Source organism: Nibribacter ruber (assembly GCF_009913235.1).
GTDB lineage: Bacteria > Bacteroidota > Bacteroidia > Cytophagales > Hymenobacteraceae > Nibribacter > Nibribacter ruber.
Genome location: NZ_CP047897.1, coordinates 1,231,886 through 1,257,343, shown reverse-complemented (window position 1 = coordinate 1,257,343; position 25,458 = coordinate 1,231,886). Strand labels below are relative to the sequence as shown.

21 protein-coding genes are annotated in these 25,458 nt (G+C 50.0%); 14 read left to right on the top strand and 7 right to left on the bottom strand.

Translation table 11 applies throughout. From position 1 onward, the window contains the following. Positions 1-16: 16 nt before the first annotated feature. Positions 17-1,915, top strand: coding sequence for a polysaccharide biosynthesis protein (locus tag GU926_RS05305; protein ID WP_160689722.1), 1,899 nt, complete (start codon positions 17-19; stop codon positions 1,913-1,915). A gap of 462 nt (positions 1,916-2,377) precedes the next feature. On the opposite strand, the gene folK is transcribed toward GU926_RS05305, so the two are convergent. Both folK and GU926_RS05295 read right to left on the bottom strand, forming a co-directional pair. Next, the gene (folK, locus tag GU926_RS05300) at positions 2,378-2,860 is read right to left on the bottom strand and encodes a 2-amino-4-hydroxy-6-hydroxymethyldihydropteridine diphosphokinase (protein ID WP_160689720.1); all 483 of its coding nucleotides are present in this window, start codon (positions 2,858-2,860) and stop codon (positions 2,378-2,380) included. After that, a complete protein-coding gene (locus GU926_RS05295) occupies positions 2,857-3,708 on the bottom strand; it encodes an alpha/beta hydrolase family protein (protein WP_160689718.1) in 852 nt (283 codons plus the stop codon). Before GU926_RS05295 ends, folK begins: the two co-directional genes overlap by 4 nt. A 113-nt stretch (positions 3,709-3,821) precedes the next feature. Here GU926_RS05295 and GU926_RS05290 point away from each other — a divergent pair, with 113 nt between their 5' ends. The 6 genes from GU926_RS05290 (at position 3,822) to GU926_RS05265 (ending at position 8,279) form a co-directional block, all read left to right on the top strand. Beyond that, positions 3,822-4,799 carry a polyprenyl synthetase family protein gene (locus tag GU926_RS05290; RefSeq protein ID WP_160689715.1) on the top strand — a complete coding sequence of 326 codons (978 nt, stop codon included), beginning with the start codon at positions 3,822-3,824 and terminating at the stop codon, positions 4,797-4,799. Between the two features lie 243 nt (positions 4,800-5,042). Beyond that, positions 5,043-5,663, top strand: coding sequence for a hypothetical protein (locus tag GU926_RS05285; RefSeq protein WP_160689713.1), 621 nt, complete (start codon positions 5,043-5,045; stop codon positions 5,661-5,663). Positions 5,664-5,751: 88 nt separating this feature from the next. Continuing rightward, positions 5,752-6,333 (top strand): hypothetical protein, encoded by a 582-nt coding sequence (locus tag GU926_RS05280; protein ID WP_160689711.1) that lies wholly within the window; start codon positions 5,752-5,754, stop codon positions 6,331-6,333. 217 nt (positions 6,334-6,550) lie between these two features. Next, the gene (locus tag GU926_RS05275; RefSeq protein WP_160689709.1) at positions 6,551-6,994 is read left to right on the top strand and encodes a DinB family protein; all 444 of its coding nucleotides are present in this window, start codon (positions 6,551-6,553) and stop codon (positions 6,992-6,994) included. A gap of 131 nt (positions 6,995-7,125) precedes the next feature. Next, positions 7,126-7,689 (top strand): DUF1572 domain-containing protein, encoded by a 564-nt coding sequence (locus tag GU926_RS05270; RefSeq protein ID WP_160689707.1) that lies wholly within the window; start codon positions 7,126-7,128, stop codon positions 7,687-7,689. A 206-nt stretch (positions 7,690-7,895) separates the two neighbouring features. Next, positions 7,896-8,279 (top strand): rhodanese-like domain-containing protein, encoded by a 384-nt coding sequence (locus GU926_RS05265; RefSeq protein ID WP_160689705.1) that lies wholly within the window; start codon positions 7,896-7,898, stop codon positions 8,277-8,279. A gap of 121 nt (positions 8,280-8,400) precedes the next feature. Here the strand turns inward: GU926_RS05265 and GU926_RS05260 are convergent, their stop codons facing one another. The 3 genes from GU926_RS05260 to GU926_RS05250 form a co-directional block, all read right to left on the bottom strand. Continuing rightward, entirely contained in the window at positions 8,401-8,937 is a 537-nt protein-coding gene (locus GU926_RS05260; RefSeq protein ID WP_160689703.1) for a hypothetical protein, read from the bottom strand. 13 nt (positions 8,938-8,950) lie between these two features. Beyond that, entirely contained in the window at positions 8,951-9,250 is a 300-nt protein-coding gene (locus GU926_RS05255; protein ID WP_160689701.1) for a hypothetical protein, read from the bottom strand. Between the two features lie 225 nt (positions 9,251-9,475). Beyond that, positions 9,476-10,663, bottom strand: coding sequence for a peroxiredoxin family protein (locus GU926_RS05250; protein ID WP_232058439.1), 1,188 nt, complete (start codon positions 10,661-10,663; stop codon positions 9,476-9,478). A gap of 219 nt (positions 10,664-10,882) precedes the next feature. Between GU926_RS05250 and GU926_RS05245 the strand changes: the two genes are divergently transcribed. After that, entirely contained in the window at positions 10,883-13,159 is a 2,277-nt protein-coding gene (locus tag GU926_RS05245) for an aconitate hydratase (RefSeq protein ID WP_160689697.1), read from the top strand. A gap of 126 nt (positions 13,160-13,285) precedes the next feature. On the opposite strand, the gene GU926_RS05240 is transcribed toward GU926_RS05245, so the two are convergent. Then, complete coding sequence (locus tag GU926_RS05240) at positions 13,286-16,123, bottom strand: S8/S53 family peptidase (RefSeq protein ID WP_160689695.1); 2,838 nt, start codon at positions 16,121-16,123, stop codon at positions 13,286-13,288. Positions 16,124-16,280: 157 nt separating this feature from the next. On the opposite strand from GU926_RS05240, the gene paaN reads away from it, so the two are divergent. The 3 genes from paaN to GU926_RS05225 all read left to right on the top strand — a co-directional run bounded on the left by paaN (position 16,281) and on the right by GU926_RS05225 (position 20,391). Continuing rightward, on the top strand, positions 16,281-17,984 hold the full coding sequence (paaN, locus tag GU926_RS05235; RefSeq protein ID WP_160689693.1) for a phenylacetic acid degradation protein PaaN: 1,704 nt from the start codon (positions 16,281-16,283) through the stop codon (positions 17,982-17,984). A 186-nt stretch (positions 17,985-18,170) separates the two neighbouring features. Further along, entirely contained in the window at positions 18,171-20,012 is a 1,842-nt protein-coding gene (locus tag GU926_RS05230; protein ID WP_160689691.1) for a PAS domain S-box protein, read from the top strand. After that, the gene (locus GU926_RS05225) at positions 19,981-20,391 is read left to right on the top strand and encodes a response regulator (protein WP_160689689.1); all 411 of its coding nucleotides are present in this window, start codon (positions 19,981-19,983) and stop codon (positions 20,389-20,391) included. The genes GU926_RS05230 and GU926_RS05225 overlap by 32 nt, the downstream gene beginning before the upstream one ends. Before the next feature lie 58 nt (positions 20,392-20,449). Here GU926_RS05225 and GU926_RS05220 read toward each other — a convergent pair whose 3' ends face one another. Continuing rightward, positions 20,450-20,749: a sll1863 family stress response protein gene (locus GU926_RS05220; protein WP_160689687.1), complete on the bottom strand. Its 300-nt coding sequence runs from the start codon at positions 20,747-20,749 to the stop codon at positions 20,450-20,452. 137 nt (positions 20,750-20,886) lie between these two features. Between GU926_RS05220 and GU926_RS05215 the strand changes: the two genes are divergently transcribed. The 3 genes from GU926_RS05215 (at position 20,887) to treF (ending at position 25,065) form a co-directional block, all read left to right on the top strand. Further along, entirely contained in the window at positions 20,887-22,707 is a 1,821-nt protein-coding gene (locus tag GU926_RS05215; RefSeq protein ID WP_232058438.1) for a TrkH family potassium uptake protein, read from the top strand. 8 nt (positions 22,708-22,715) lie between these two features. Next, on the top strand, positions 22,716-23,399 hold the full coding sequence (locus GU926_RS05210) for a potassium channel family protein (RefSeq protein ID WP_160689685.1): 684 nt from the start codon (positions 22,716-22,718) through the stop codon (positions 23,397-23,399). Positions 23,400-23,469: 70 nt separating this feature from the next. Further along, the gene (gene treF / locus GU926_RS05205; protein WP_160689683.1) at positions 23,470-25,065 is read left to right on the top strand and encodes an alpha,alpha-trehalase TreF; all 1,596 of its coding nucleotides are present in this window, start codon (positions 23,470-23,472) and stop codon (positions 25,063-25,065) included. Positions 25,066-25,458 lie beyond the last annotated feature (393 nt).

Below are 25,458 nucleotides of genomic sequence, written 5' to 3'. Positions count from 1 at the left end.
AAAGAAGATGGGGCACATGCAGCAGATGTTTACTCAGAAAATGCCAAAGCAACTGGTGTTTGCCATAGACCTCTGTTTATGTGCCCTGTCCTTTTTAGCGGCCTACCTGCTTCGGTTCAACTTCAGCCTGCCGGTTTTTACAGAGCTGTCAGTAGGGTGGATGCTGCCCATTGTGCTGGTGATAAAAGGCCTGGCTGCGTATTATTTCAAAACCCACCGGGGCATCCTGCGCTACTCCAGCATTGACGACCTGCGTAAACTCTTTTTCGCGCTCACGGGCAGCTCATTGGTGCTGGTGGCCGCCCAGCTGGTGTACAACAAAGGTTTCGGGTACCAGAATTTCATTCCCATCTCGGTGTTACTCATTGACTATGCCTTGAGTCTCATGGCCACCTCTATGGTGCGCGTTTGGGCCAAGATTCTGCATTATGAATGGAACCACACCAACAGCAAGAAAATCAACGTGGCCATTTTTGGCGCCGGCGAGGTGGGGACCATTACTCAGCGCACCCTGCAGCAGGACATGGGCACCTATTACCGCATTCTGGCTTTTCTGGATGACGAGGCGTCAAAGACTGGCCTGGCCATCAATGGCATTCCCATATTACAACCCACGCAAACCCTCGCCGACCAACTGACCAACCTGAAGGTAGACCTTCTTATTCTGGCAGTGCAGCGGCTGTCTATCTCCCGCAAAAGGCAATTGGTTGAAGCTTGTCTCAAGGCCGGAGTGCAGGTGTTAATTGTGCCGCCTACGTACAAATGGATCAACGGCGAGCTGAGTTTCAAGCAGATCAAGGAGGTGCGCATTGAAGACGTCTTAGGCCGCGCCGCCGCCGAGATTGATTCGCCGCTGCTGCACAAGGAACTCCAGAACCGAACCATTTTAATCACGGGCGCCGCTGGTTCCATTGGCAGCGAACTGGTGCGGCAGCTCATTCGGTTCAAACCCAAGCAACTCATTCTTCTTGACCAAGCCGAGTCTCCTTTGTACGACCTGGAACTGGAACTGACGGAACTGTACCAGAAGCTAAGGTTTGAGGTAGTGCTGGGCGATATCTGCAATGCCGCCCGCATGGAAGCCGTGTTCAGAACCTTCAAGCCCGAGCTGGTTTTCCATTGCGCCGCCTACAAGCACGTGCCTGTGATGGAAGAGAACCCCACGGAGTCGCTCAATACCAACATTCTGGGCACCAAGATTCTCTCAGATCTGGCCATCAAGTTCCAGGCTCAGAAGTTTGTACTCCTCTCCACTGACAAGGCCGTAAACCCCACCAGCGTGATGGGGGCTTCCAAACGTCTCTGTGAGATGTACGTGCAGTCTTTGGACCATTATCTGCGGGACACGGGCAACAACCGCACGCGCTTCATCACCACGCGGTTTGGCAATGTGCTGGGCAGTACCGGGTCTGTCATTCCCAGATTCAGGAACCAGATCATGGAAGGCGGCCCGCTCACGGTCACGCACCCAGACATTTCGCGCTATTTCATGACCATTCAGGAGGCCTGCCAATTGGTGTTAGAGGCGTCCGCCATGGGCCGTGGTGGCGAAATCTATATCTTTGACATGGGCGATTCCATCAAGATAGTAGACCTGGCAAAGAAGATGATCAAGCTCTCTGGCCTCACCCTGGGCAAAGACATTCAGCTGGTGTATACCGGCCTGCGCCCCGGCGAAAAGCTGGAAGAAGAGCTTTTCCATGAAAACGAATCCGTTCAGGCCACTGATCACCCCAAAATTCGCCTCGCCAACGTACCCGCCCAACAGGTGCACCTGGTCCTTCATGAAATCCAGGTCCTCATTGACCTCTTCCATTCTCAGAACAATGTGGAAGTCATCAAAAAGATGAAGCAATTGGTCCCCGAGTACATCAGCCAGAACTCCATTTACCAGAAGTTTGACCAACGGAAGTAAGATGCTGATTCTTCAGATGTGAAGATTTGGAATTGTGAAGATGTGAAGATGAGGTTTTTAAGAAATTCTTGGAGGGCTGTTTTTTGCTTGTTTCCTGAAAATTAGCCCAAAAACGCTTACTCTCCTGCTTCAAGTCTGTGACTTGGAGCTAATCATGGCGCAAGTTTATCAACTTGCGTGGGTTGGCGGAAGGATCAGGCAAGTTGATAAACTTGCTCCTAAGCCTATCCACAAGTTTCCGCTGCGCTCAAACTTGCGGGAGGTGTTATAGCCAACGTCCTTATAACTTGCCCACAAGATCCTTTCAGGATGACAAGTAATGAGTGAGTGAGTGAGTGAGTGAGTGAGTGAGTGAGTGCCGTTTTTTGCCTGATTTCCTGGAAACAGCCCAAAAACGGCTATTCAATCATTTCACCATCTTCAAATCTCCACATCTCCACATCTTCAAATCCCACCTCAAAACTAGCACATTAATGTCACTTCCAGCGGATCTGGACAATCTGCCAATAATTGGGCGATGGTCTTTTTTAAAACCGGATGCACAAAGGAAGGCGACAGTTCTGCCAAAGGGGCCAGCGTAAAGCGGCGCTGATGCAAATGGGGATGGGGAATGGTAAGGTTTTGGGTTTCTAGAATAGTGTTCCCATACAGAAGAATGTCTATGTCTATGACGCGGGCGCCCCAGCGTTCTTTGCGCTCACGGCCCAGGTCCTGCTCAATCTGTTGGGTATGGGCCAATACCTGGTCTGGCGGAAGGTCTGTCTGGAACAAGAGGGCCTGGTTTAAGAAGGCCGGTTGATTTTCAAGGCCCCAGGCAGCCGTTTCATAGAGGCTGGACTTTTGCCCTGATTCCCCAAAAATACCCGATAAACGATCAAACGCTTCCTGGAGGAAAGAAACCCGGTCACCCAGGTTGCTGCCCAAAAGCAAGTACAGCGGCCTCATGACAACGCGGCTTGAAAGAACTGGATGGTTTTATCGGCGGCGGCTTTGGCGAAGGCGGGAAGTTCCGTAGCCTCGTACGGGTGCCGCCCCCCGAAGGAATGGTCCGCCTCTGGGATCAGGTACAGTTCTGCGAAAGGGTTTTGGGCATGCAGCTCGTGTGCCATAGACAAGGGCAGGGTTTCGTCCTGTTCGCCGTGGATGATGAGCACCGGAACAGACAGTTTCTCTACCGCTTTCAAGATGTCCAGGCGCTTCCGGTTGGCTTCAAAATTTTCTACCAGCTGGTAATACAAGGGCATTTGCTGGCCGGTACGAGCATTGGCAATGTACTGTACGCCGGTGCGCTTCCATTCTTCCATCAATTCCTTAGACCAGCGCTGATCAATGTCACTGATGGCAGACCAGGTGGCCACGCCAGAAACGCGGGCGTCTTCGGCGGCTTTCAGGAGCACCAGTCCGCCACCGCGGCTGTGGCCAATCAAGAGCAGGTGAGATGCGTCCAGTTCCTGGGCGGGAATGGGCGTGGAGCCAGCGGTTAACTGGTCTATGAGCGTGCCCAGATCGTCTAGTTCAATGCAGAAGTTGTTGTTCCCGAAGGCCTCCATGTTGGTGAGGTCGCTTCCGCCGGGTTCCACACCGTTGTGAGACAGGTTCAGCTTTATGAACACAAAGCCGTGCGCTGCAAAATAATCTGCCAGCAGGTTAAAGTGGCCCCAGTCCTTGAAGCCCTTAAAACCATGCACGAAGAGGACCACGGGCTTCGGCTCGTTGTCAGAAACCCAGCGGGCATCCACAGAAAAATCACGGCCGTGGGCAGAGGAAAGAACAAACTCTGAGTACTGTATCATGCGGGTAGAAAGTGCGCTTAGGTGAAACATAGCGAAGTACGGCCACAAACCCGTGAAAAGCAAACGGCCGGTTTGCTTTAGCGGGTTTAGGATGGTAATATTGCGACGCAGAGATGAGCAGCCCCTTAAACCAGATACAAGCCCCCATTGCGGCAGAGATGCAGGAATTCGAGAAGAAATTCCGGCAGTCTATGCAATCCAATGTTTTGTTGCTGGACAAGATCATGGGCTACATTGTCAAACGCAAAGGCAAGCAGATGCGGCCCATGTTTGTGTTCTTCACGGCCAAGCTGTTGCAGGAAAACATCACAGACGCCACCTACCGCGGTGCCGCCCTCATTGAGCTGCTGCACACCGCCACGCTGGTGCATGATGACGTGGTAGATGACGCCAATTACCGCCGCGGCTTCTTCTCCGTCAATGCCCTCTGGAAAAACAAGATTGCCGTGCTGGTAGGCGACTACCTGCTCTCCAAAGGCCTCTTGCTCTCACTCAACAACAATGACTTTGACCTGCTCAAGATAGTGAGCAACGCCGTTAGGGAGATGAGCGAAGGCGAGCTCCTGCAAATGGAGAAGGCCCGCCGTCTGGACATTGACGAGTCTGTGTACTTTGACATCATCCGGCAGAAAACCGCTTCTTTGATTGCCTCTTGCTGTGCCGTGGGCGTGTCATCGGTGGGCGCTGATGCCGAGACCGTGGAACGCGCTCGTCTGTTTGGGGAGAAAGTGGGCATTGCCTTCCAGATCAAAGACGATTTGTTTGACTATGGCACCGCCGAAATTGGCAAACCCGTGGGCATTGACATCAAAGAAAAGAAGATGACACTGCCCCTAATCTACGCCCTGCAACAAGCCGACTGGCTCACCAAGCGCCGCATCATTTACAACGTCAAAAACAACAACGGCAAGGCAGACAGAATCAATACGGTCATTGACTTCGTGAAGAATTCTGGCGGCCTCAACTATGCTATCCAGGTCATGAACGCCTACCACCAGGAGGCGCTACAACTGCTGCATACCTTTCCCGCCTCCCCGTCCAGAGACTCCTTGGAGCAACTCATCCGCTACACCATAGAGCGCGAAAAATAGAATCAAGTAGTGCTTGGCAAGAAGCAAGACTTATAGTCTGGCTTGTTATGCTGTACTCGTTTTTGGTCTGTTTTGGCGGGAATAGGCTAAAAACGGATTTACTTTATAACTAATACACTAGTAAAGACTATAGTAGAACTCCTTCAAATAACGACTATCTTAGAGTATTACTTTTGATTTCCTCCACATATAGTGAAGATAAGCCGAACAGTTCGGTCTAGTAGATAGTTAGCAACAATAAGAATGAAAATAATCTCTTTAGTGCTGTTTGTGATTGCATTATGTCTCACAAGTTGTGGTGACGCCACGAAGGGAGTTTTCACTAACTACGAAGAGAAGAAGAGCGAAATAGATTCCTTGGCAAGCTATTTCAATAAAATAAAGCCTAAAGAATTAGTTCTTTTCATAAGGTTCAACTCTGATGATAATATAGATTTTAAGTTAGACCAGAAGAATTATCACGACAAAACCACTTGGTACACAGAAGCCATATTTGATGATTACGGACAGTTCCATAGGTTTGACATAGACTTGGACAACAAAGAATTGGAGGATGCTTTCAAAATTGTGAATTTGGATAAAGAGAAAATCGAAAAGCTTAGAACCTATTTGGATAAGGCAAACTGTAACTCAATAAGTAACAGTTTCTCGATTCCAGACAAATTGAAAATTGATTACTCTTCCATTGGCTATCCAACTAATGACTTGTATGGCCTTGAATACCTCATCTTTGATACAATACCCGAACAGGCAATTATAGATGAAATTGTCAAAGGTTGTAACTTCAAGAAAATCAACAAAAGAATATTAGTGCAGTACGGCGGCCCAGCCTTTGGCAGTGATTGCTTTCCTGATAAAAAATAAAATTACTGTTGCTAACACTGTATAAAAATCATGCTACGGCCGACGGCCTAGCACGTTTTTTATACTAGCCGTTTTGGTAATTTTAAATATGAAAAGGATACTTCTGTTGCTCTCGGTTTTGGGATTGCTTAGTTGCTCCACGGAACAGCCAAAAGAAAATATTACTGTAAAGGATAACGCGGTTTTTATTCAAGAAGCCATATCTATAAAGGATTCAACCGATAGTCAACCATCTGAGAAGTCTGTGGCATCTACTCAAGAGACAGCTGAAACACGACAGCTTAAAAAAATTGCGACTTCTTTCCACCGCTGGTATATAAAGAATGTAAACAATCCTGACCCCAATACACCGATTGAAGTAAGAATCGTGGAAGGCAATGCAGGAAAAAGTAAAGTAGAGTACGAGCCATACTTTGAACAGCTAAGAAAGCTGCCCACAGTTTCAGATAAATTCATTAAGCAAGAGAAACAAAGAATTTCAGGGTGTGCTGAAAATATGGCCAAAGTAGACTGGTCAGTTTATAGTGAAGCGGACGCCTACGAGTTCGACAAATACTGCGACTGGCTCTACTATTACTATTGGATAAGGAGCCAAGAACCCAAGAACCCTTTGCCGACGTGGAAGTTAGTAATCTGGAAAAGAGCGGTGACAATTGGCTTGCCACATTAAGGTTCTTCGATAATTATGAAGGCAAGAAAAGTTACGCAGACCACTACCACCCGATTGTGAAGCTTGAAAAAGAGAAGGATAATTGGAAAATAACTCAGATAACTTGGAAAGAAAAATAGCGCACCACAACACTGTATAAAAACCATGTTTCGGCCGACGACCTCACACGTTTTTTATACTAACAGTTATAAAGTCTTTCCCCCCCAACTCTAATCCAATGATTACAGAATTTATTCAGATATTCTCACGTGACCTGGACAAACTTACAAGCGAAATCAGTGAGTTTAGAGAAGAGAATGACCTATGGCAGACTACGGGCAGCATTAAGAATTCGGCAGGTAATCTGTGTCTGCACCTGGTAGGAAATTTGCGCACCTACATCGGGAAGAACCTGGGGAGCGACAGCTATGTGAGAGACCGGGAAGCGGAGTTTACCCTGATGAATATCCCCAAAGAGAAACTGCTCCAGCAAGTAGAAGAAGCCAAACGCATTGTAAAAGCCACGCTTGGACAGATGCAGGAAGAAGCGTTGACAGAAACCTATCCAGAGAATGTGTTAGGCCAAGAAATGACCACGGGCTTTTTCTTAATGCATCTGTCTGCACACCTCTCGTACCATCTGGGGCAAATAAATTACCTGCGCCGGGCTTTAAAACAGTAAGCCGTTACCAATGCCGCATAGTACTAAACAACACTGCTTTAAGGCCCTTATCTACCTAGGCTAAAGTTAGGATAGTGGAATAAGTATTCAGACACAATGTAACCGTATACCATACTTTAAACGACAGTGCTATGACAAGCGAGTACCTGGAAAGTGTTGTAAAACAGTTTGAATATTACCGGATGCTGGGAGAGAAGACGTTTCAGCAAGTGCCTGAGGAGAAGCTTTTCTGGCAATACAACGAGGACAGCAACAGCATCGCCACTATTGTGAAACACCTCTGGGGCAATATGCTCTCGCGGTGGACAGATTTCCTGACCACAGACGGTGAAAAAGACTGGCGAGACCGCGAAGCCGAATTTGACAACGACCTTGTCACCCCGCAAGAGGTGCTCCAAAAGTGGAACGAAGGCTGGGATTGCTTCCTGGCTACGCTTAAATCCCTGACTCCAGAAGACCTTTCCCAAACCATCTACATCAGAAACCAAGGCCACACGGTCCTGGAGGCCATCAACCGGCAGCTGGCGCATTACCCATATCACGTTGGGCAGATAGTGTACATTGGCAAAATGGCCTCTGAAGGCGGCTGGTCGTCTTTGTCCATTCCCAGAGGTGGTTCCAAGGCGTTTAATCAGGATAAATTCTCCAAACCCAAGCACCGGGAGCATTTCACAGACGAGTCTCTAGGCAAGTAAAAAGGTAGCTTTTTTGCCCACAATGGAGTATAAAGCAAGACACTCCTCCTACTATGCAAGGATCGTCGTTTTTAGGCGATTTTCCAGAAAACAGACTAAAAACGGAACGGTATTACCTGTTTAGCTTACGTACCCATCTGACTTCTCTGCACACATCTGTAAACACACGTTAAAACTTAAAAAGCCAACCTAAAAACATAGAAACTATGGAAAACAGAACCGCCTCAGACCTGGTCACAGAGGCCAAGAAAAATGTAGAGAACCTCTCTCCTGACCAGGTGGAACGAGAACTGGCCCAGGGCAATGCTACTTTGATTGACATCAGGGAAAGCGAAGAACTGAAAGAGAGTGGCAAGATTGCCGGGTCCACGCATGCGCCCAGGGGTATGCTTGAGTTTCTGGCAGATGACACCACGCCCTACCATAAACCTGAGTTTGACCGGAAAAAGCGCCTTATTCTGCATTGCGCCGGGGGCGGACGTTCAGCTTTGGCGGCTACTACCCTTAAGCAGATGGGCTATACCAACGTGGCGCATTTAGACGGCGGCCTCAAAGCCTGGAAGGAAGCAGGCAAGCCTTTGGAGCAGTAACCAGCAACGTGGGCCTTCAAGGCATGTCGTTTTTGGCTTGTTTTCGCCAAAATAGGCTAAAAACGGAAGTGGCGCAGTCCTTTTAAGAACTGCGCCACTTCCGTTTTAGAGAAGTGTCTTCTTATTTGTACTGTTTCTTAAGATTAGTAAGCCATTCTTCTTTAAGAGTAGATAGGTCTTTTTTGGTAAGCTGTTCCAATGTTTCCTGCTCATCTTTGAACTGGGCGTTGCTTCGCAAAAGAACCTCAGTGCCATAGGTTTCGCCTAAGTATTTAGTGAAAGAGCAGGAGCAGTTGTAGAAGGGAGGGGCATAGGTCTTGCGGTCAGAGGTGAAGAGTTTGAGCATGGCGCCTTCCTCCCCAATGTAATCTACCACATACTGGCCCACTTCGGTTTTAAGCGCGGCACTGCAGGTAGAATCCACTTTTAAATAACCGCCACTTTTCTGCAAATCCAACTTGGGAACCTTGGTGTCATGAGAGACTTTCATGGCCAGGTATTCGGCTACGCCTTCTGTGAACCACATGGGTATGGTGAAGAAAGAAACCACCTTGGACACGGAGTTCCAGTTGCCTTCCTTGGTACGCAACAGCACGTGCATGGTCTCATGATGCACTGGAGCCTGGCCAGACGTGATGCGCCAAAGGGGTATAAACACATCTCCGTCTGCATTAGCCACAGACACAAAATTGCCTTCGTTGAAATAGTAGTTTATCTTTTTTGCCTTTGAACTGTTGCCAAGGCTGATTGCCAATCATCTGTTCTGAGGCAATGATGATTTGCTGTAAAGAATCTGCAATCTCCTTCATTCTAATGTCTTGCACAGAGTCTTTGGGAAACCAGGCGGTCACCCGTTCATTCTCTACCTTCACCCCCGTAGAGGTAAGCTCGTCTACACGCTCTTTGCCAGCATTGCCGCCGCAAGAAGACACAAGAAATAAGCCAAGACAGAATAGTAAAAGTCTTCTCATGTGATAAATTGCTAATGGTATAATAAATTGAAGGTTAAATATATAGAAAATACTAAATATTTAAAACGAGCTAATTCTATCCTGCGCACCTATGCAAAGTGATTTCTTTCAAATAAAAGTAGCCTTAACCGTTTTTGGCCTATTTTCCAGAAAACAGGCCAAAAACGAAAGCGGCGCAGTCCTTTTGAGAACTGCGCCGCTTTCGTTTTGCAATCAAGAGGTGGGTTATTTCTCAGCTACCAGCTTATCAATGGTTTGGTTGAACTCCTTTACAAAGGTCTCATAGTATTTACCGGTGCCAGGGCCAGAGAAACCAGTGTGGATTCTGCGTACCTTGCCGTGTTTGTCAATGAAAATGGTGGTAGGGAAGGAGACAACTTTGCTCAGGGCTGGTAATGATTTGGCCACCAATTCTTTGTCTTTGGTGCCGGCTACCAGCAAGGTGTACTCCACGTCAAAGCGGTCTTTCATTTTTGAGATTCTGGTTTGGGCTTTCGCAAACTCAGGACTCAGCTCATACCCCAGGCCAATGATTTCTACGCCTCGGCTTTTATTCTTGGCGTACCAAGGTGCCAGAAACGCCGTCTCATCCATGCAGTTGGGGCACCACGATCCAAAAATCTGCACCACCACCGGTTTGCCTTTAAATTTTGGGTCTTCTAAAGAAACTTGTTTGCCTTCTAAATCTGGGAAGGCGAAAGAGAGTTTGTCATAACCCGGCTTCAGGTGCGTGAGGGTGTCGGCAGAGGGAAGTTCAAAGTTTTCGTTGCGTTTAGCCGTCCAGGTCTCATGCCCCGCCAGGCCCACGTAGAAATCACCTTTCAGGGTTTGGTCGGGTTGGGCTTCTGCGGTGAAAAGGTAGGCATGTGAGCCGTCAAACGTAGAGAGGCCTATTTCTTTGCCTGCTACCTGGCCTTGCAGAAAGCGATAGTCGCCGGTGGGGGTTAAAAAAGTGCCGGTCAGGGTATTGCCGTTCTGGGTGAATTCGCCAATGGCCGGATAGCTGTTTCCTTCCTCGCCCTGAAACAGTACTTCCCACTTACCGGAAATATCAACGTCGGCTTTGGCCGGCTTTTCTACGAAGCGGTTGGTCTTGCCATGCTCGGCCGCAAAGGGTAGGCTGTACGGTTGGGCCTGGTCGCGGCGTTCCCAGCGGCCGGTGAGTTGGCCTTTGTCTACCTTGGCGTGCAGCGTGGCGTCAAAAATATGCATCTGCAGGCGCACGCTATCCTGGTCAAACGTGATTTCGTCAATCAAAATTTTCTCTTCTCCGTTAACCAAATAGGCTACCTGCTTTCCATTCTCCTCTGCCACGGTAAAGTTGAACGGCATGGTATGGCCGCTCACTTCAATGGTGCCGCGCCAAGGGCCGGCGGGCAACGTGCTGTCTGAGTTGGAGTTACACGCGGTCATAAAAAGGCCTGTGGAAAGCAGGAACGAGGATAGAAAAAAATGGGTCTTTGATTTAAAGCTCATGCAGCAAAGGTATAGGGCAACCGTGAAATATCAGACATTTCAGGTAGAAAACCCTATAGAGTTAGGAGATATTTAATTATTTGTGTAAAAGGGTTCTGTTTGCGACATTTGCGGACATCCTTAAGTACTTACCTAAAATAAATACGAAGCAGATCTATGGCATTTGATGTAGACATGATCAAGGGCGTGTATGCGCAGCTGGGAGACCGGGTGGCAGCAGCACGCACGGCGGTGGGCCGCCCCTTAACTCTTACCGAGAAAATCCTTTACGCACACTTATATAACGGTGCGGCTACGCAGGCTTATGAGCGTGGCAAGTCTTACGTAGATTTTGCGCCAGACCGCGTTGCCATGCAGGATGCTACTGCCCAGATGGCTTTGTTACAGTTCATGCAGGCCGGTAGACCAACGGTGGCAGTGCCATCTTCGGTACACTGTGACCACTTGATCCAGGCCCGCGTAGGTGCTGAGCAAGACTTGTCTGAAGCCTACACTGAGAACAAAGAAGTGTATGACTTCCTGGCCTCTGTGTCTAACAAATACGGCATCGGGTTCTGGAAGCCGGGTGCGGGTATCATCCACACGGTGGTACAAGAAAACTATGCCTTCCCGGGCGGTATGATGATCGGGACTGACTCGCACACGCCAAACGCGGGTGGTGTTGGTATGATTGCCATTGGCGTGGGCGGTGCAGACGCCGTTGACGTAATGGCCGGCATGGCCTGGGAACTGAAATTCCCGAAAGTGATTGGCGTGAAACTTACCGGCAAGATGAGCGGTTGGACAGCGGCCAAAGACGTTATCTTGAAAGTGGCGGGTATCCTGACTGTGAAAGGCGGTACCGGTGCCATTGTAGAATACTTCGGTGAGGGTGCCAACAACATCTCTTGCTCTGGTAAAGCTACCATCTGTAACATGGGTGCCGAGATTGGGGCTACTACCTCTGTCTTCTCCTATGACCAGAAAATGAGAGACTATCTGGTGGGTACTGAGCGCGCTGAGATTGCCGAACTGGCCGACCAGGTTGCTGAGCACCTGCGTGCCGATGACGAGGTAATGGCCAACCCTGAAGCCTTCTACGACCAGTTAATTGAAATCAACCTGAGCGAGTTGGAGCCACACGTGAACGGACCGTTCACACCAGATGCAGCCTGGCCAATTTCTCAGTTTGCCGCTGCCGTGCGTGAGCACAACTGGCCGGCCAAACTTGAGGTAGGTTTGATTGGTTCTTGCACCAACTCTTCTTATGAAGACTTAACCCGCGCCGCTTCTTTGGCCCAGCAGGCCATTGACAAAGGCTTAGCGGTGAACGCAGAGTACACCATCACCCCAGGTTCTGAGGTAGTTCGTTACACAGCAGAGCGTGACGGCATCCTGGACACCTTTGCTGAGATTGGCGGGGTAGTACTAGCCAACGCCTGTGGTCCGTGTATTGGTCAGTGGGCCCGTCATACAGATGACCCTAAGCGCAAGAACTCCATCATCACGTCGTTCAACCGTAACTTCGCCAAGCGGAACGACGGTAACCCGAACACCCACGCGTTTGTGGCTTCTCCTGAGATCGTGACTGCGTTTGCTATTGCCGGCGACCTGACCTTCAACCCGCTAACCGACACGCTGCCAAACAAAAACGGCGAGCAAGTGATGTTAGACGAGCCAATGGGTATTGAGTTCCCAGTGAAAGGCTTTGCCGTAGAAGACGCCGGTTACGTAGCCCCAGCGGCAGACGGAAGCGCCGTAAGCGTAGTGGTAGATCCTTGCTCAGACAGATTGCAGTTGTTAGAGCCGTTCAAACCATGGAACGGACAAGACCTGATGGGCTTGAAACTGTTGATCAAAGCGCAAGGCAAATGTACCACTGACCATATCTCTATGGCAGGTCCATGGTTGAAATACCGCGGTCACCTGGACAACATCTCCAACAACATGTTGATTGGTGCCATCAATGCCTACAACGGCGAAGCCAACAGCGTGAAGAGCCAACTGGTACGCGGTGGCGGTTATGACGAAGTTCCTAAAGTAGCCCGTACTTACAAAGCCGCTGGTCTTGGATCTGTGGTAGTAGGAGATGAGAACTACGGTGAAGGTTCTTCCAGAGAGCACGCAGCCATGGAGCCTCGCTTCCTGGGGGTGCAGGTGGTATTGGTGAAATCCTTCGCCCGTATCCATGAAACCAACCTGAAGAAGCAAGGAATGCTGGCCCTGACCTTCGCCAACAAAGAAGATTACGAGCGCATTGAAGAGGATGACGTGTTGGACATCATTGGCCTGACCAACTTCACGCCTGGTGTGCCATTGAAAGTGAGATTGACGCACAAAGACGGTTCTACCTACACCTTTGACGCCAACCACACCTACAATGAAGGACAGATTGAGTGGTTTAAAGCGGGTTCTGCTTTGAACTTGATCAGATTACAGCAAAACCAGGCGTAAGCTTCTGGTTTACATAAAAAAGAAAGGGCAGCCACAATTGGCTGCCCTTTCTTTTTGTCGTTTTTGGCCTGTTTTCCAGGAAACAGGCCAAAAACGAATTTTCTTTAAATACTCAGATGCTCACAATTAGTGAATGAGCACCAGCTTTCTGGTAGTCACTTCTTTGCCGGTGGAAATCTTCAGGAAGTACATTCCTTTGGCCAGGTGGCTCAGGTCAAGATCTGCCTTGCTACCCGTAGGGACTAGCATCTGGTAAACTGTTCTGCCTTGGCTGTCTAACACATGCAACTGGCTGGACTGTCTCTGCGCACTCGCCGGGAAAGCTACCGTGACACGGCCCGTAGAAGGATTGGGATATACCTTCACTTCCGTGGCCAGCGCCTCTTCAGGCAATCCGGTGACGGTTCTGGTTGAGGTCATCTGCAGGTATTTCTGCTGGGCGGCGGCAGCGTTTTCAAAAAGGGCTTCCTTGGTATTGCCCGCCACTATGGCAAACGCCACCGTGTCTGTTTGAGTTGGGGCCAGGGTTTTAATGGCAGATGAAATCATGAAGGAGATATCCTTGCCGTTGGTATCTGTGAGGCCAGCGCTGGTGCGTTGTAGACCACCAGACAAGGCCTTATATTTCTCAGCGGTGGTAAAGCCGTCCTCAATGATGATGGTACCAGAAGGAGCGCCTGAATTGTCAAAGGCATAAAAACCGGGTGCGCCTCTAGAAAGCAACTGAATGCCAATGAATACCTTGGCGTCTGCCTTAGGGTAGGCCATGCCCATCTTCAGGTCAGCCTTGTACTCCGCTACGTTTCTGGCGGCGGTCACCAAATCCCAATCAGCAAAGTAGCCCGCGTAGGCATTGGAAATGGTTTGTTGGGTGCGGTTGGTGAGCAGGTACTCCAGCACTACAAAGTCTTGGTTGGGTGCATCTGCCCAGGCAAATACGTTCTGCTGGATGCGCATGCTCAGAGGCTTGCGGGTGTTAAGGGAGTCTTCCAGCATGTTATTGGCAGAGAAGTTAGCCAGTGGGGAGGAAGGTCTCCGTTGCAAAGCCGTGAGGGCATAGAAATCCTTGTCTGTCGTGCCTTTTTCGTTTCTGATGTTGTCAGACACTTGGGTGGCAGAATAACCTATCAATAAGCCGCCTTCATACAAAAGCGGAGTAGTGGATTTATACGTCACGCCCTGCCCGATGCTCAAATTCTGTCCGTCATAGCCAATGTTGCCTCGGCTAATCACAGACGCGCGCAGGTTGTTCACGTTGGTGGTCAGGTAGTCTGGGTTTACCACCACTTTAATGTATTGGTAGTCTGTATATGCTCCGTCCATGAAACCCAGACGCAACCACACTTCAGAGTTGACTGGGGCATCATCCGTCGCGCGTATCTTGAATTTTTTACCCTGGTTGGTAAAAGTGGCCAATGTAGCCTGGCTACCTGCTATGAACTCATCCTCCACCACGTCTACAAAAGGGCTGGTAGAGCTCAGGTAAACGGATAGGCCAGAAACAGGTGCTAGGTAATTGGTGAAAGAAACGCTCACCTCGGTCGCCTCGCCAGAATACGCCACCCCCGCCGTACCAATCTGCCAGGAAGTTGCTCTCACGGATTTCGCGTCTGTTTCGCGCAGGGCGCGGTGAATGTTCAACCGGCCTCTACCCAGTTTCTCAAGATAATTCTGATTGGCATCAATAGAATAAATATCATCTGCTGTTACCCGAAGCTGTTCTGCAATTTGCAGAGAGTTCATGTTGGGGAACTTGCTCCGTAGCAAACCAGCGGCTCCTGCCACAATAGGTGTGGCCATAGAAGACCCGCTACCCATGGCATAGCTGTTGTTGTTCTCGTCACGGGCGGTAAGCACATTCACTCCCAAGGCCCCTATGTCCACGTTGTAACTAAAGGTATGGCTGCTTCCTTTTACATCATTCCCATCCAGGGCGGCCACAGAAAGCACATTCTGGTATGAGGCAGGGTAGAAGTTGAGTTCTTCATTGGTGTTGCCGGCCGCCGCCACTATGGTCACGTTTTTATTGATGGCAGCGTAATTGATGATGTCCTGCTCAAACGCAGAAGGGGAGCCTGGGCCACCCCAGGAAAGGTTGATCACCTTGCACCCGTGGTCTGCTGCATACACGATGGCGTCATAGCCTTTGAAAGCTCCTGAAGAACCGGGAGAAGCATAGATTTTAACCGGCAGGAATTTGCATTTGAATCCTACGCCCGCCATGCCTTTGCCATTGTCTGCCTGGGCAGCGGCAATGGCGGCCACGTTGGTGCCATGGCCGTTGGCATCAGAAGATGGGTTGTTGTCATTGTCTGCCAAATCCCAGCCTCTATAATTATCAATATAACCGTCGTTGTCGTTGTCAATGCCGTCAATGGGGTCTGCGTAGTTGTATTTGATGTTGCCTACCAGGTCTTCCTGGGTAAGGCGCACGCCGGTGTCCAGAATACCAATAACCACGGTGGTGTCTCCCATGGTGATGTCCCAGGCGTCATACGCTTTAATTTTGGAGAGGTAGGATCTCTGGCCGCCCGTGTTGGGGTTGGCTTGGGGATCATTGGGAGTGTAGAGAGGAGCGTAGTTGTACAGCGGTTCCACGTATTCTACCTGACCGGAGGCCAGCAGTTGTTTCTTCACTTGCTCAAAAGACTGACCAGGCTCATACCTCAACTCATACAACAGCGAAAGGTCTACCAACGGGGCAGTGGTAATCTTAGCTTGTGCACCAGTTGGCAGGGCCGCCGCTTTGGGGAACTTGCGCTGCACGGAGGTAACCGCCACCGGTCTGAGAATCTGGGCCAGGTTGTTTTGCCCGGAACGGGCCTGCGTCCCAGAAGTGGCCGAAGCCTTCAACTTGAAAATAACTAAATTAGGCTCGGTCTGGGGTTTCGTTTGCGCATGCAAAGATGACGTAACCCCGTAAAAGCCTACCCACAGCAGGAGAAACCGGTAAAATAGCTTCATGTAAAAGTGTTAAAAGTAAAATAAATGCCTGTCTCTGGTTGATGGTGGAGAAGGAGATGCGGTGTGTAAAAACCCATGGGAGAATAGGTACTTACATACTATTCAAGTAAATTTAAGTTTCAATCTACCGTTTACAAAGATACCACATAAATAAAACATGAAAGAGGCAATTTCACAGAATACCAAAGAGTTAGAGAACTTGACGGTGCAACACCGTGAAACGTTAAATCGTGCCGTACAGGCCTTGCATGAGCGTACTTTCTTTTCACAGTACCCAGAGCACCCGTCGCCGGCCATTTACGGAGAAGGAGCGGACCAGGCGGGTCTTGAGCAATACAAGGGCCAGTTGGGCAAGCGCTTTGAAGAATTGTTGCAGGAAAGTCCTGAAGGATGGGCCGGGCAGGAGGAGTCTCCCTATGAACAGGAGAAGCTGAACATCAGCTACCCTACCTTCTCTGTAGAAACCTTGGTGGCCCGTGGGCAGAAAGCCTTCCACGTTTGGAGAAAAGTATCCCCCTTAGAGAGAGCAGCTATTCTGGTAGAGTCATTAGAGCGCATGAAAGGCCGTTTCTTTGAGATTGCCCATGCCACCATGCACACCACCGGCCAAGCCTTTCTAATGTCTTTCCAAGCCTCTGGCCCGCACGCGGCAGACAGAGCCCTGGAAGCCATTGCCGCCGGGTATGAAGAACAGACCCGCTTCCCTGAGACCCAGGTCTGGGAAAAGCCCATGGGCAAGTTCAACTTGAAACTAAACAAAAGCTGGAAGGCCGTGCCGAAAGGTCTGGGCCTAGTGGTAGGCTGCTCCACGTTTCCCACTTGGAACACGGTACCCGGCATGTATGCCAGCTTGGTCACCGGCAACCCCGTGATTGTAAAGCCGCACCCTAAGGGCGTTCTTCCCATTGCCATTGTTATTGCCGAAGTGCAGAAGGTGTTGGCAGAATACGGCCTGGATCCTAACATCTGCCAATTGGCCGTTGACCCAGATGACAAACTAATCACCAAAGAACTGGCAGAGCACGAGGCCATCAAACTAATAGACTATACCGGCGGTACCGCCTTTGGGAACTACCTGGAAGGCCTGAAAGGCAAAACCGTCTTCACAGAGAAGGCCGGCGTGAACTCCATCATCCTGGATTCTGCCGAGGACCTGGATAAAGTGGTTCAGAACCTGGCCTTTTCTCTGACGCTGTACTCGGGCCAAATGTGTACCGCGCCGCAGAACTTCTTCATTCCGGCCAATGGCGTAACCGTAGCTGGTGAACAAGTGCCATATGAGGAGGTGGTGAACAAGTTGGCAGAGGCAGTGAAAGGACTGGTGAACAATCCAAAGGCAGGTCCGCACGTACTTGGCGCCATCCAGAACCAACTGACGCAGCAGCGCGTGAAAGATCTGGAGAACGGCAACGGCCGCAGCGTCCTGACCACCTGTGACGTAGCCAACCCAGCGTTTGCCAACGCACGCATCTGTTCTCCTGTTCTGTATGAGGTAGACGCCACTGAGAAAGAGCAGTACAGCCAGGAATTGTTTGGCCCGATTGCCTTGATCATCAAAACAAAAGATACGGCAGAATCCATTCACCTGGCCCAGGAAATGGCCATGCAGCACGGAGCCATTTCTTGCGGCGCCTACACCACAGACCCTGCCATCAAAGAAGAGATCATGGACCAGATGGGGCTGGCGGGAACGCCCGTGAGCTTTAACCTGACCGGCGGCATTTACGTGAACCAAAACGCCAGTTTCTCAGACTTCCACGTGACGGGCGGCAACCCGGCGGGCAACGCGTCTTTCACTAACCCAGAGTTTGTGATTAAGCGCTTTACCTGGGTGGGCTTTAGAGAGCCGGCAGCCAATTAAGAACCCTTCTATTTTACGTAAAACCTCAACCGTCTTGCTAGATGGTTGAGGTTTTCTTTTATATATTGACTCCTATTGAGAAGGAGATGTTTGCTAATTCGGCAAACAGGAGTGGTTGCTATCCTGTAATTTAAATCCCCCCTTGGCTTTTACACTTGCTATAAGCTTGAGTACCAATTAACTGTTTTGACGCCAGAGCATCCATACCGCTTATTATTTGAGAACAACCCATTACCCATGTGGGTGTTTGACACAGAAACCTACCGTTTTTTGATGGTGAACCATGCGGCCATAGAGCTGTATGGCTACTCAGAGCAGGAGTTTCTGCAGAAGTCCATCATGGACATTAGGCCCAAAGAAGAACTGGCAGCTCTGGAGGAAGTCTTAAATAAAGGTAGAACGGCTTATAACAGAGCCGGCGAATGGGTGCATACCACCAAGGACGGCAAAAGACTATACGTAGAGGTGGCTTCACACACGCTTCCAGAGCATGAGGGCCGGGGGCGCCGCCTAGTAGTGATTCATGACCTAAGCGCGCGTAAAAGAACGGAGCAGCAGTTGCAGGCGGCAGAGTTACTGGCGCAATCCATTTTAAAGAATATTGAGGAAATTGTTTTCACGCTCAATGAAGAACTGGAGCCCGTCTACGTAAGCCCGCAGTGCGAATCCAACTTAGGTTACTCGCCAGAGGAGTTTTACCAGGACAAAGGGTTGTGGTTTAAAATCATACATCCTGAGGATCGGCAGATATTCAAGAGATTCCTTCCGAGGTTAAAATCAACGCCCAATCATTTTCAGGTGGAGTGCCGGTTTTTAACCGCCAACAAGGGGGAACGGTGGCAATTGATCCAATGCGCGGCAACCTTAGACCAGAACGGCCGCATCAGTAGGCTAGACGGCAGTCTCATAGACATCAGTAAACGAAAAGCCGCCGAGCAAAAACTGCAGTTCTCAGATTTTTCAGTGGAAAGGGCGGCAGAGGCTTTTTTGTGGACCAGGGCAGACGGTTCCATTATGCGGGCCAATGCTGCTGCCTGCAGCTTATTGGGTTACACCAAAGAAGAGTTGCTCACGCTGTCCATTCTGGAAGTGGACCATAACTTTAAGGCAGAGGTATGGAAATGGAAGGAGAATGACAAAGCCCTGTCTCATGAAACGGTTTTTAAAGGCAAGTCTGGGCAGCTTTTACCCGTAGAGCTCCACTTAAACCACTTTCTGTTTGAGGATGACAACTACTGCTTTATCTCTGTAAAAGATATAAGTGCCCGCAAGCAGGCTGAGGAAGAGCGCAACAGCCTTATTGAGGAAACGGTACGGCAGAATGAGCATTTGCAGCAGTTCGCGTACATTGTCTCTCATAATTTGCGGGCACCGGTGGCCAATATTGTGGGCCTTACCAGCCTGTACAACAGAGACAACCTGCAAGACCCCATCAATCCGGTTTTGATTAATAAATTGGAACGGACCAGCCAGCGCCTGGATGCTACCATCAAAGACCTCAACGAGATACTTACCATCAGAAGCCAGACGCAAAAGGTCCTGGAAACGGTAGACCTACAGCATATCCTGGCCCACGTGCGGGAAAGTCTCGCCAGCCAATTACAGAGCAGCCACGCTTATTTTGAAGTGGATTTTTCTGGGGGCACCCTGGTGCTGGGCGTAAAAAGTTATGTGCACAGCATTCTTTTCAACCTGATCACCAACGCCATAAAGTACAGAAGCCTGGAGCGGGGATTGAAAATTAAGATTAAAACAGTATTTTCAGAGGGATATTTGTGTTTATTGCTACAAGATAACGGCCTGGGGATAGACATGGTCAGGCAGCAGCACAAGGTTTTCGGCCTGTACCGGCGGTTTCACCCGCACATTGAAGGCAAAGGACTGGGGCTGCACATGAGCAAGACGCAGGTAGAATCTATTGGCGGCTGGATTGACGTGGACAGCACCGTAGACCAGGGATCAACTTTTAAAGTGTATTTTCAAGCACACCCAAGAAATGAACAACTATCATCGGGTATTTCTAATTGATGACGATGAGATTCACAACTTTTTATGTGAAAGCGTCATCAGGAACCATAAGTTTGCCGACGAGGTATTTAGCTTCCTGTGGGCCGAGGAGGCCTTGAAGGCACTAGCCAAGATTGTGCAGGAGAGCCCGGAGAAGTTTCCGGAGATCATCTTCCTGGACATCAACATGCCCGGCATGGACGGCTGGGAATTTATAGAGGAGTACCGCAAACTACCCAAAGAACTCACAGACAAATGCAACCTGTTTGTGCTTTCCTCTGCGGTAGATAAAAAAGACATTACGTACGCCCGCAGCCTGTCTGAGGTGCGCGATTTCTTCTCCAAACCCCTCACCACCGAAATCCTGCACATCATCTCTGAAGTCTACGCACCAGAGTAAGCCGTTTTTGGGCTGTTTTCCAGAAAACAGCCCAAAAACGGAAGAATAGAGAAATAACTTAAAACAGTTTCTTGATGCTGTCGCTGAGGTCTTCCAGGCCGTTTTTGATTTCTTGCCAGGTGCTGTCTGTGGTGGTGTGATTGCTGCCTTCCAGTTTCTGGGCAATAAGGCCGCGCTTGGCCTCCAGGGCTGCAATGTGCTCATGGTAAGTGTGGTTGGCGTCGGCGGTGGTGGCGTTGGCCCGGCCTTTCAGCACTTTTATCTTGGCGTCCAGCTCCTCCAAACTCTTTTTTGCTTCTTCCTGGTTCAAGTGCTCCGGGGCGCGCATGTTCTCTGGTTTCAGGTTATAGGTATCCATGGTAGTTTCTCGTGTTAGGTAAGGTATGGCCTTTCTTACTATGCACTAAGGAAAATGTTCCGTTATCTTGCAACATTCGTAGAGACATTCGGCGCTTCTGGATTTCACCAGATACACCCACACCATACTGAGTAGGCATGCCCCCAAAAAAGAAGGTTCACAGTTCCCTGATTGTCACGCTGCAACAATTGCCCTGGTTGGCAGAGGCCATAGACCGGTTTCTTCTTTACATGAGTGTGCTGGGACTGCTAGTGTTCTTATATGAAGTTGGGTTTAGAGAACTGGCGGCTGGCGAAGAAGTCTTGCTGCACAATTTCTACCACGGGTTTTTCCTGGTGGTGCTTGTCAGCCTTATCCTGCGGATGTTCTTACTTCTGAAGAAAGGGGTAAGAAGGCCTTCCCTGATCTTTGAGGGAATACTTTTAGCGTTCATGGTGCTGGCCCTGGTGGTGCGGTTCTTTCTGGACAACAGCCTTACCAGAACCCACAGCCTGCTACACTTCTTTGACAGTGACCACCTGGTCTACCTTATCATCTTCTACGTTTTCTTAGTAGAGCTATCCAAAAAGACGCTGCTCTTTTACAGGTCTGCCCTCAATCCAGCCCAACTTTTTGTACTGAGTTTCTTGTTCTTGATTGCCCTGGGTACCGGGTTGCTCTTATTGCCACAAGCTACGTACCAAAGCATCTCGTTCATTGATGCCTTGTTCATTGCCACCAGTGCCGTTTGCGTGACGGGTCTGGTGAGCGTAGACCCTGCCACCGTTTTCACGCCCACCGGCCAGGCGATTGTGTTGTTGCTCATTCAGGTGGGCGGCCTAGGCATCATGACCTTTGCCAGCTTCTTTGGCATCTTCTTCCAGGGATCTTCTATCAAGAGCGCGCTGTTCATGAAGGATTGGTTGAGTGAGGACAACCTGGGCCAGATTACCAGAACTCTCTTCAAAATCATCGCTTTTACCTTGGTGGTAGAAGCCATAGGGGCGTTTTTGGTATTTCTCTGTTTACAGGATCTGCCGGCCACGGCCATTCCGGAGAAGGTTTCATTTTCTATCTTCCATGCCATTTCTGCCTTTTGCAACGCAGGGTTTTCTACTCTGAGCCTTGGATTGTATGATCCTATCATCCGGCAGAATTACTCTTTGCAATTGGTCATCGCCTTGCTTATCATCTTTGGCGGTCTAGGCTTTCCCATTGTGTTCAATACCTTTAGGTACCTTAGGTACCACCTCAATAGAATTTATAGCAGGGTTTTGTTCAAGAAAAAGCTGGATCACAAAGCCCGTCTGCTGAACATAAATACTTTGTTGGTGCTCATTACCACTGCGGTTTTGTTGGTGGTGGGAACGGTGCTTTACTTTCTGCTGGAAAAAGAAAACACGCTGGCAGAGCATTCCCTCTACGGGAAGGTGGTAGGCGCTTTCTTTGGTGCGGTTACGCCTAGAACGGCGGGTTTCAATACTGTCAATTTGGCGGCCCTGAGCGCGCCCACCATTTTATTGTACCTGCTCCTGATGTGGATCGGGGCTTCACCGGCCTCAGTGGGGGGTGGTATCAAGACTTCAACGTTTGCCATTGCCATTCTCAACATCATTAGTCTGGCCAAGGGCAAGGATCGGGTGGAGGTGTTTAGGCGGGAGCTTCCCCAGGAATCTATTCACAAGGCGTTTGCCGTCATTCTGCTGTCTTTGTTGGTCATCGGCCTGGCCGTGTTCCTGGTGACGCTCTTTGACCCGCAGTTGGAGTTGACCGCTGTGGCGTTTGAGAGCTTTTCTGCGTTTGCCACCGTGGGCCTCACCGTGGGCATTACCTCTTTGCTGAGCGTGCCCAGCAAGGTGGTCATCATTTGTGCTATGTTTCTAGGTCGGGTTGGCACGCTCACGCTTTTGGTGGGGCTGTTGCAGAAAGTGAAAACATTGCGCTACCGTTACCCTAAAGAAACCATCATCATCACGTAAAAATCAGTATGCGGTACATTGTAATTGGCTTAGGATATTTTGGGTCATCGCTTTCCATGAAACTGACAGACATGGGGCATGAGGTCATTGCCGTGGATAAGGACCTGGCAAAGGTGGAAATGTACAAAGACCGGGTGACCCACACCGTGGCCCTGGATGCTAGTGACGCCCAGGCCATTTCTACCCTGCCCGTGGCAGACACAGACGTGGTACTGGTGGGTATAGGCGAAGACTTTGGGGCTTCTGTCATGGCTACGGCCATCTTTAAACAGCTGGGCGTGAAGCGCCTCATGAGCCGGGCCATCTCTCCCTTGCACCAGACCGTGCTGGAGGCCATTGGCGTTGACCAGATCATTCGGCCAGAGCAGGAAAGCGCCGAGCGTCTGGCCAAGAAGCTGGAAATGCGCGGCGTGATTGATTCCTTTGACCTGAGCGAAGACTATAACATCATTGAAGCCACAGTGCCAGAAAAATATGCGGGCATGACCATCGCCGAAACTGACTTCAGGGCCCGGTACCAGGTAAACGTGCTCACCATTCTACGCAACCAGGAGACGCGTAACATGTTTGGGAGGTCGCACCTCAAGCCCAAGGTGATGGGAGTGGTAACAGGAAATACCATTTTTGAGGCCGGAGACATACTGGTGGTGTTTGGCAAAATCCAGGACATTGACAGGCTGTTGCATGAGTAAAACCGGGTAAGGGATACAAGCTTCTTGTTTATCCTTATGGGCATGTCTGCGTAGAACCGGTAAAAAGCGTATGTCTCATTTTACCCATAAACGCCTTAAGGGAAACTTTGCCGTTCTGCTGTTCTGGCTGTTCTTTGTTGGGGCGCAGGGCCTTGTGTTTGGGCAATACAAGCCCTACCAGGATCTTGGCCCTTTGTTTGAAGACGTGCAGCTGAGTGGCCTTTTCCCAGACTCCAAGACGTTTCCTGACTGTATTCCCCTGGCGCCGCCCACCCAGATTGCGCAGGCGTACCAGCGTGAAAAGTCTCTTCCAGGCTTTGATTTGAAACGCTTTGTGATGCAGTATTTTAAGCTGCCGACAGAACCAACCACGCATTTCAAGTCTGACCCCAAAGCATCCGTAGAAGAACATATTCAGGCACTGTGGCCGGTGCTTACACGGAGGCCCGTGCCGGAGCAAAGCTCGCTGTTGCCTCTGCCCCATGCCTATGTGGTACCGGGCGGCAGATTCAGGGAAATCTATTACTGGGACAGTTACTTTACCATGCTGGGGCTGCAGGTGAGCGGCCAAACAGAGCTAATCCAGAACATGGTAGACAACTTCACGCACCTCATCCAAACCACTGGCCATATCCCAAACGGCAACCGAAGCTATTACCTGAGCCGTTCGCAGCCGCCTTTTTACGCCCTCATGCTGCGCGTATTGGCCCAGGAGAAAGGTAAAAGTATATTGAAACAGTACGCACCCGCCCTCCAAAAAGAATATGATTTCTGGATGGCGGGGAGCCAGGAACTCTCCGCACAGAATCCTGCGGCCAGGCGCGTGGTGAGAATGCCCAACGGCGTCCTCCTGAACCGGTACTGGGATGACGACCCCAGCCCCCGCCCCGAAGCCTACAAAGAAGACGTAGCCGTTGCCAAAGCCTCCGATCGAAATCCCCAGCAAGTGTACCGGCACCTGCGAGCCGCCGCAGAGTCTGGTTGGGATTTCAGCAGCCGATGGTTTGGTGACGGGCAGGGCTTGGAGACCATTGAAACCACTGACTTTATACCCCTTGATTTAAACGCCCTGCTCTACCACCTGGAAATGACTCTGGCAGAGATGGCCCAACTCAACGGAGACAAAGCAGAGGCCCGCGCCTTTATGCAGAAAGCCAAGAACAGAAAGCAGGCCTTGCTCCAGTATTGCTGGAATGCCCAGGAGAAGTTTTTCTATGATTACAACTGGGTTAAAAACAGGCAAAGCACCGCGGCCACGCTGGCAGCGGCATTCCCGTTATATTTTTGCATGGCCACCAAAGAGCAGGCCGCGGGCGTGGCCCAGAAGCTAGCGCGAGATTTTCTGCAGACCGGCGGTTTGCGCACCACCCTTGTGCACACCGGACAGCAATGGGATGCGCCCAACGGCTGGGCCCCGCTGCAATGGATAAGCATACAAGGATTGAGAGCCTACCGGAAGAATGAGTTGGCAGACACCATAACAGCTCGCTGGGTGCACCAGAACCTGGCCGTATTCAAGGAGACCGGTAAGCTGACGGAGAAATACAACGTAGAAAAGGCCGGGCAGGAAGGTGGTGGTGGCGAGTACCCCAACCAGGACGGGTTCGGGTGGACCAACGGCGTGCTGCTCAGATTATTGAAAGACGGGACTTTCAAGCGTAAGTGACATTAGCCTGGGTATTAAAACATGAAGTCGTTTTTGGGCTGTTTTCCAGGAAACAGCCCAAAAACGACTTCTCGCCGTTGGGGTTATTAGTCGCGTTTAGAGTCGCGTTTTTGTTGTTTTTCGGCCCTCTTTTCTTTTAAGGTCTTGGTGGCCGTTTTCTTGCTGGTGTCTTTGACCGGTGATTTTCCTTTTGCCATGGTTGTTTGTTTAGGTAAATGTAAGAAAGAATACGAAAGCGCCTGCAGAAAAGCAAATGGGAGCCGGTTTGTTGATGTTTGATGACGGCTCCGGATTGCCTTGGTACCCCTAAGTCATATATATGCCAACGCCAGGATAGGAGAAAATATTCTAGAGATAGTATAAGTACTTAGAAAGGGAGGTGCGTATTAAAAT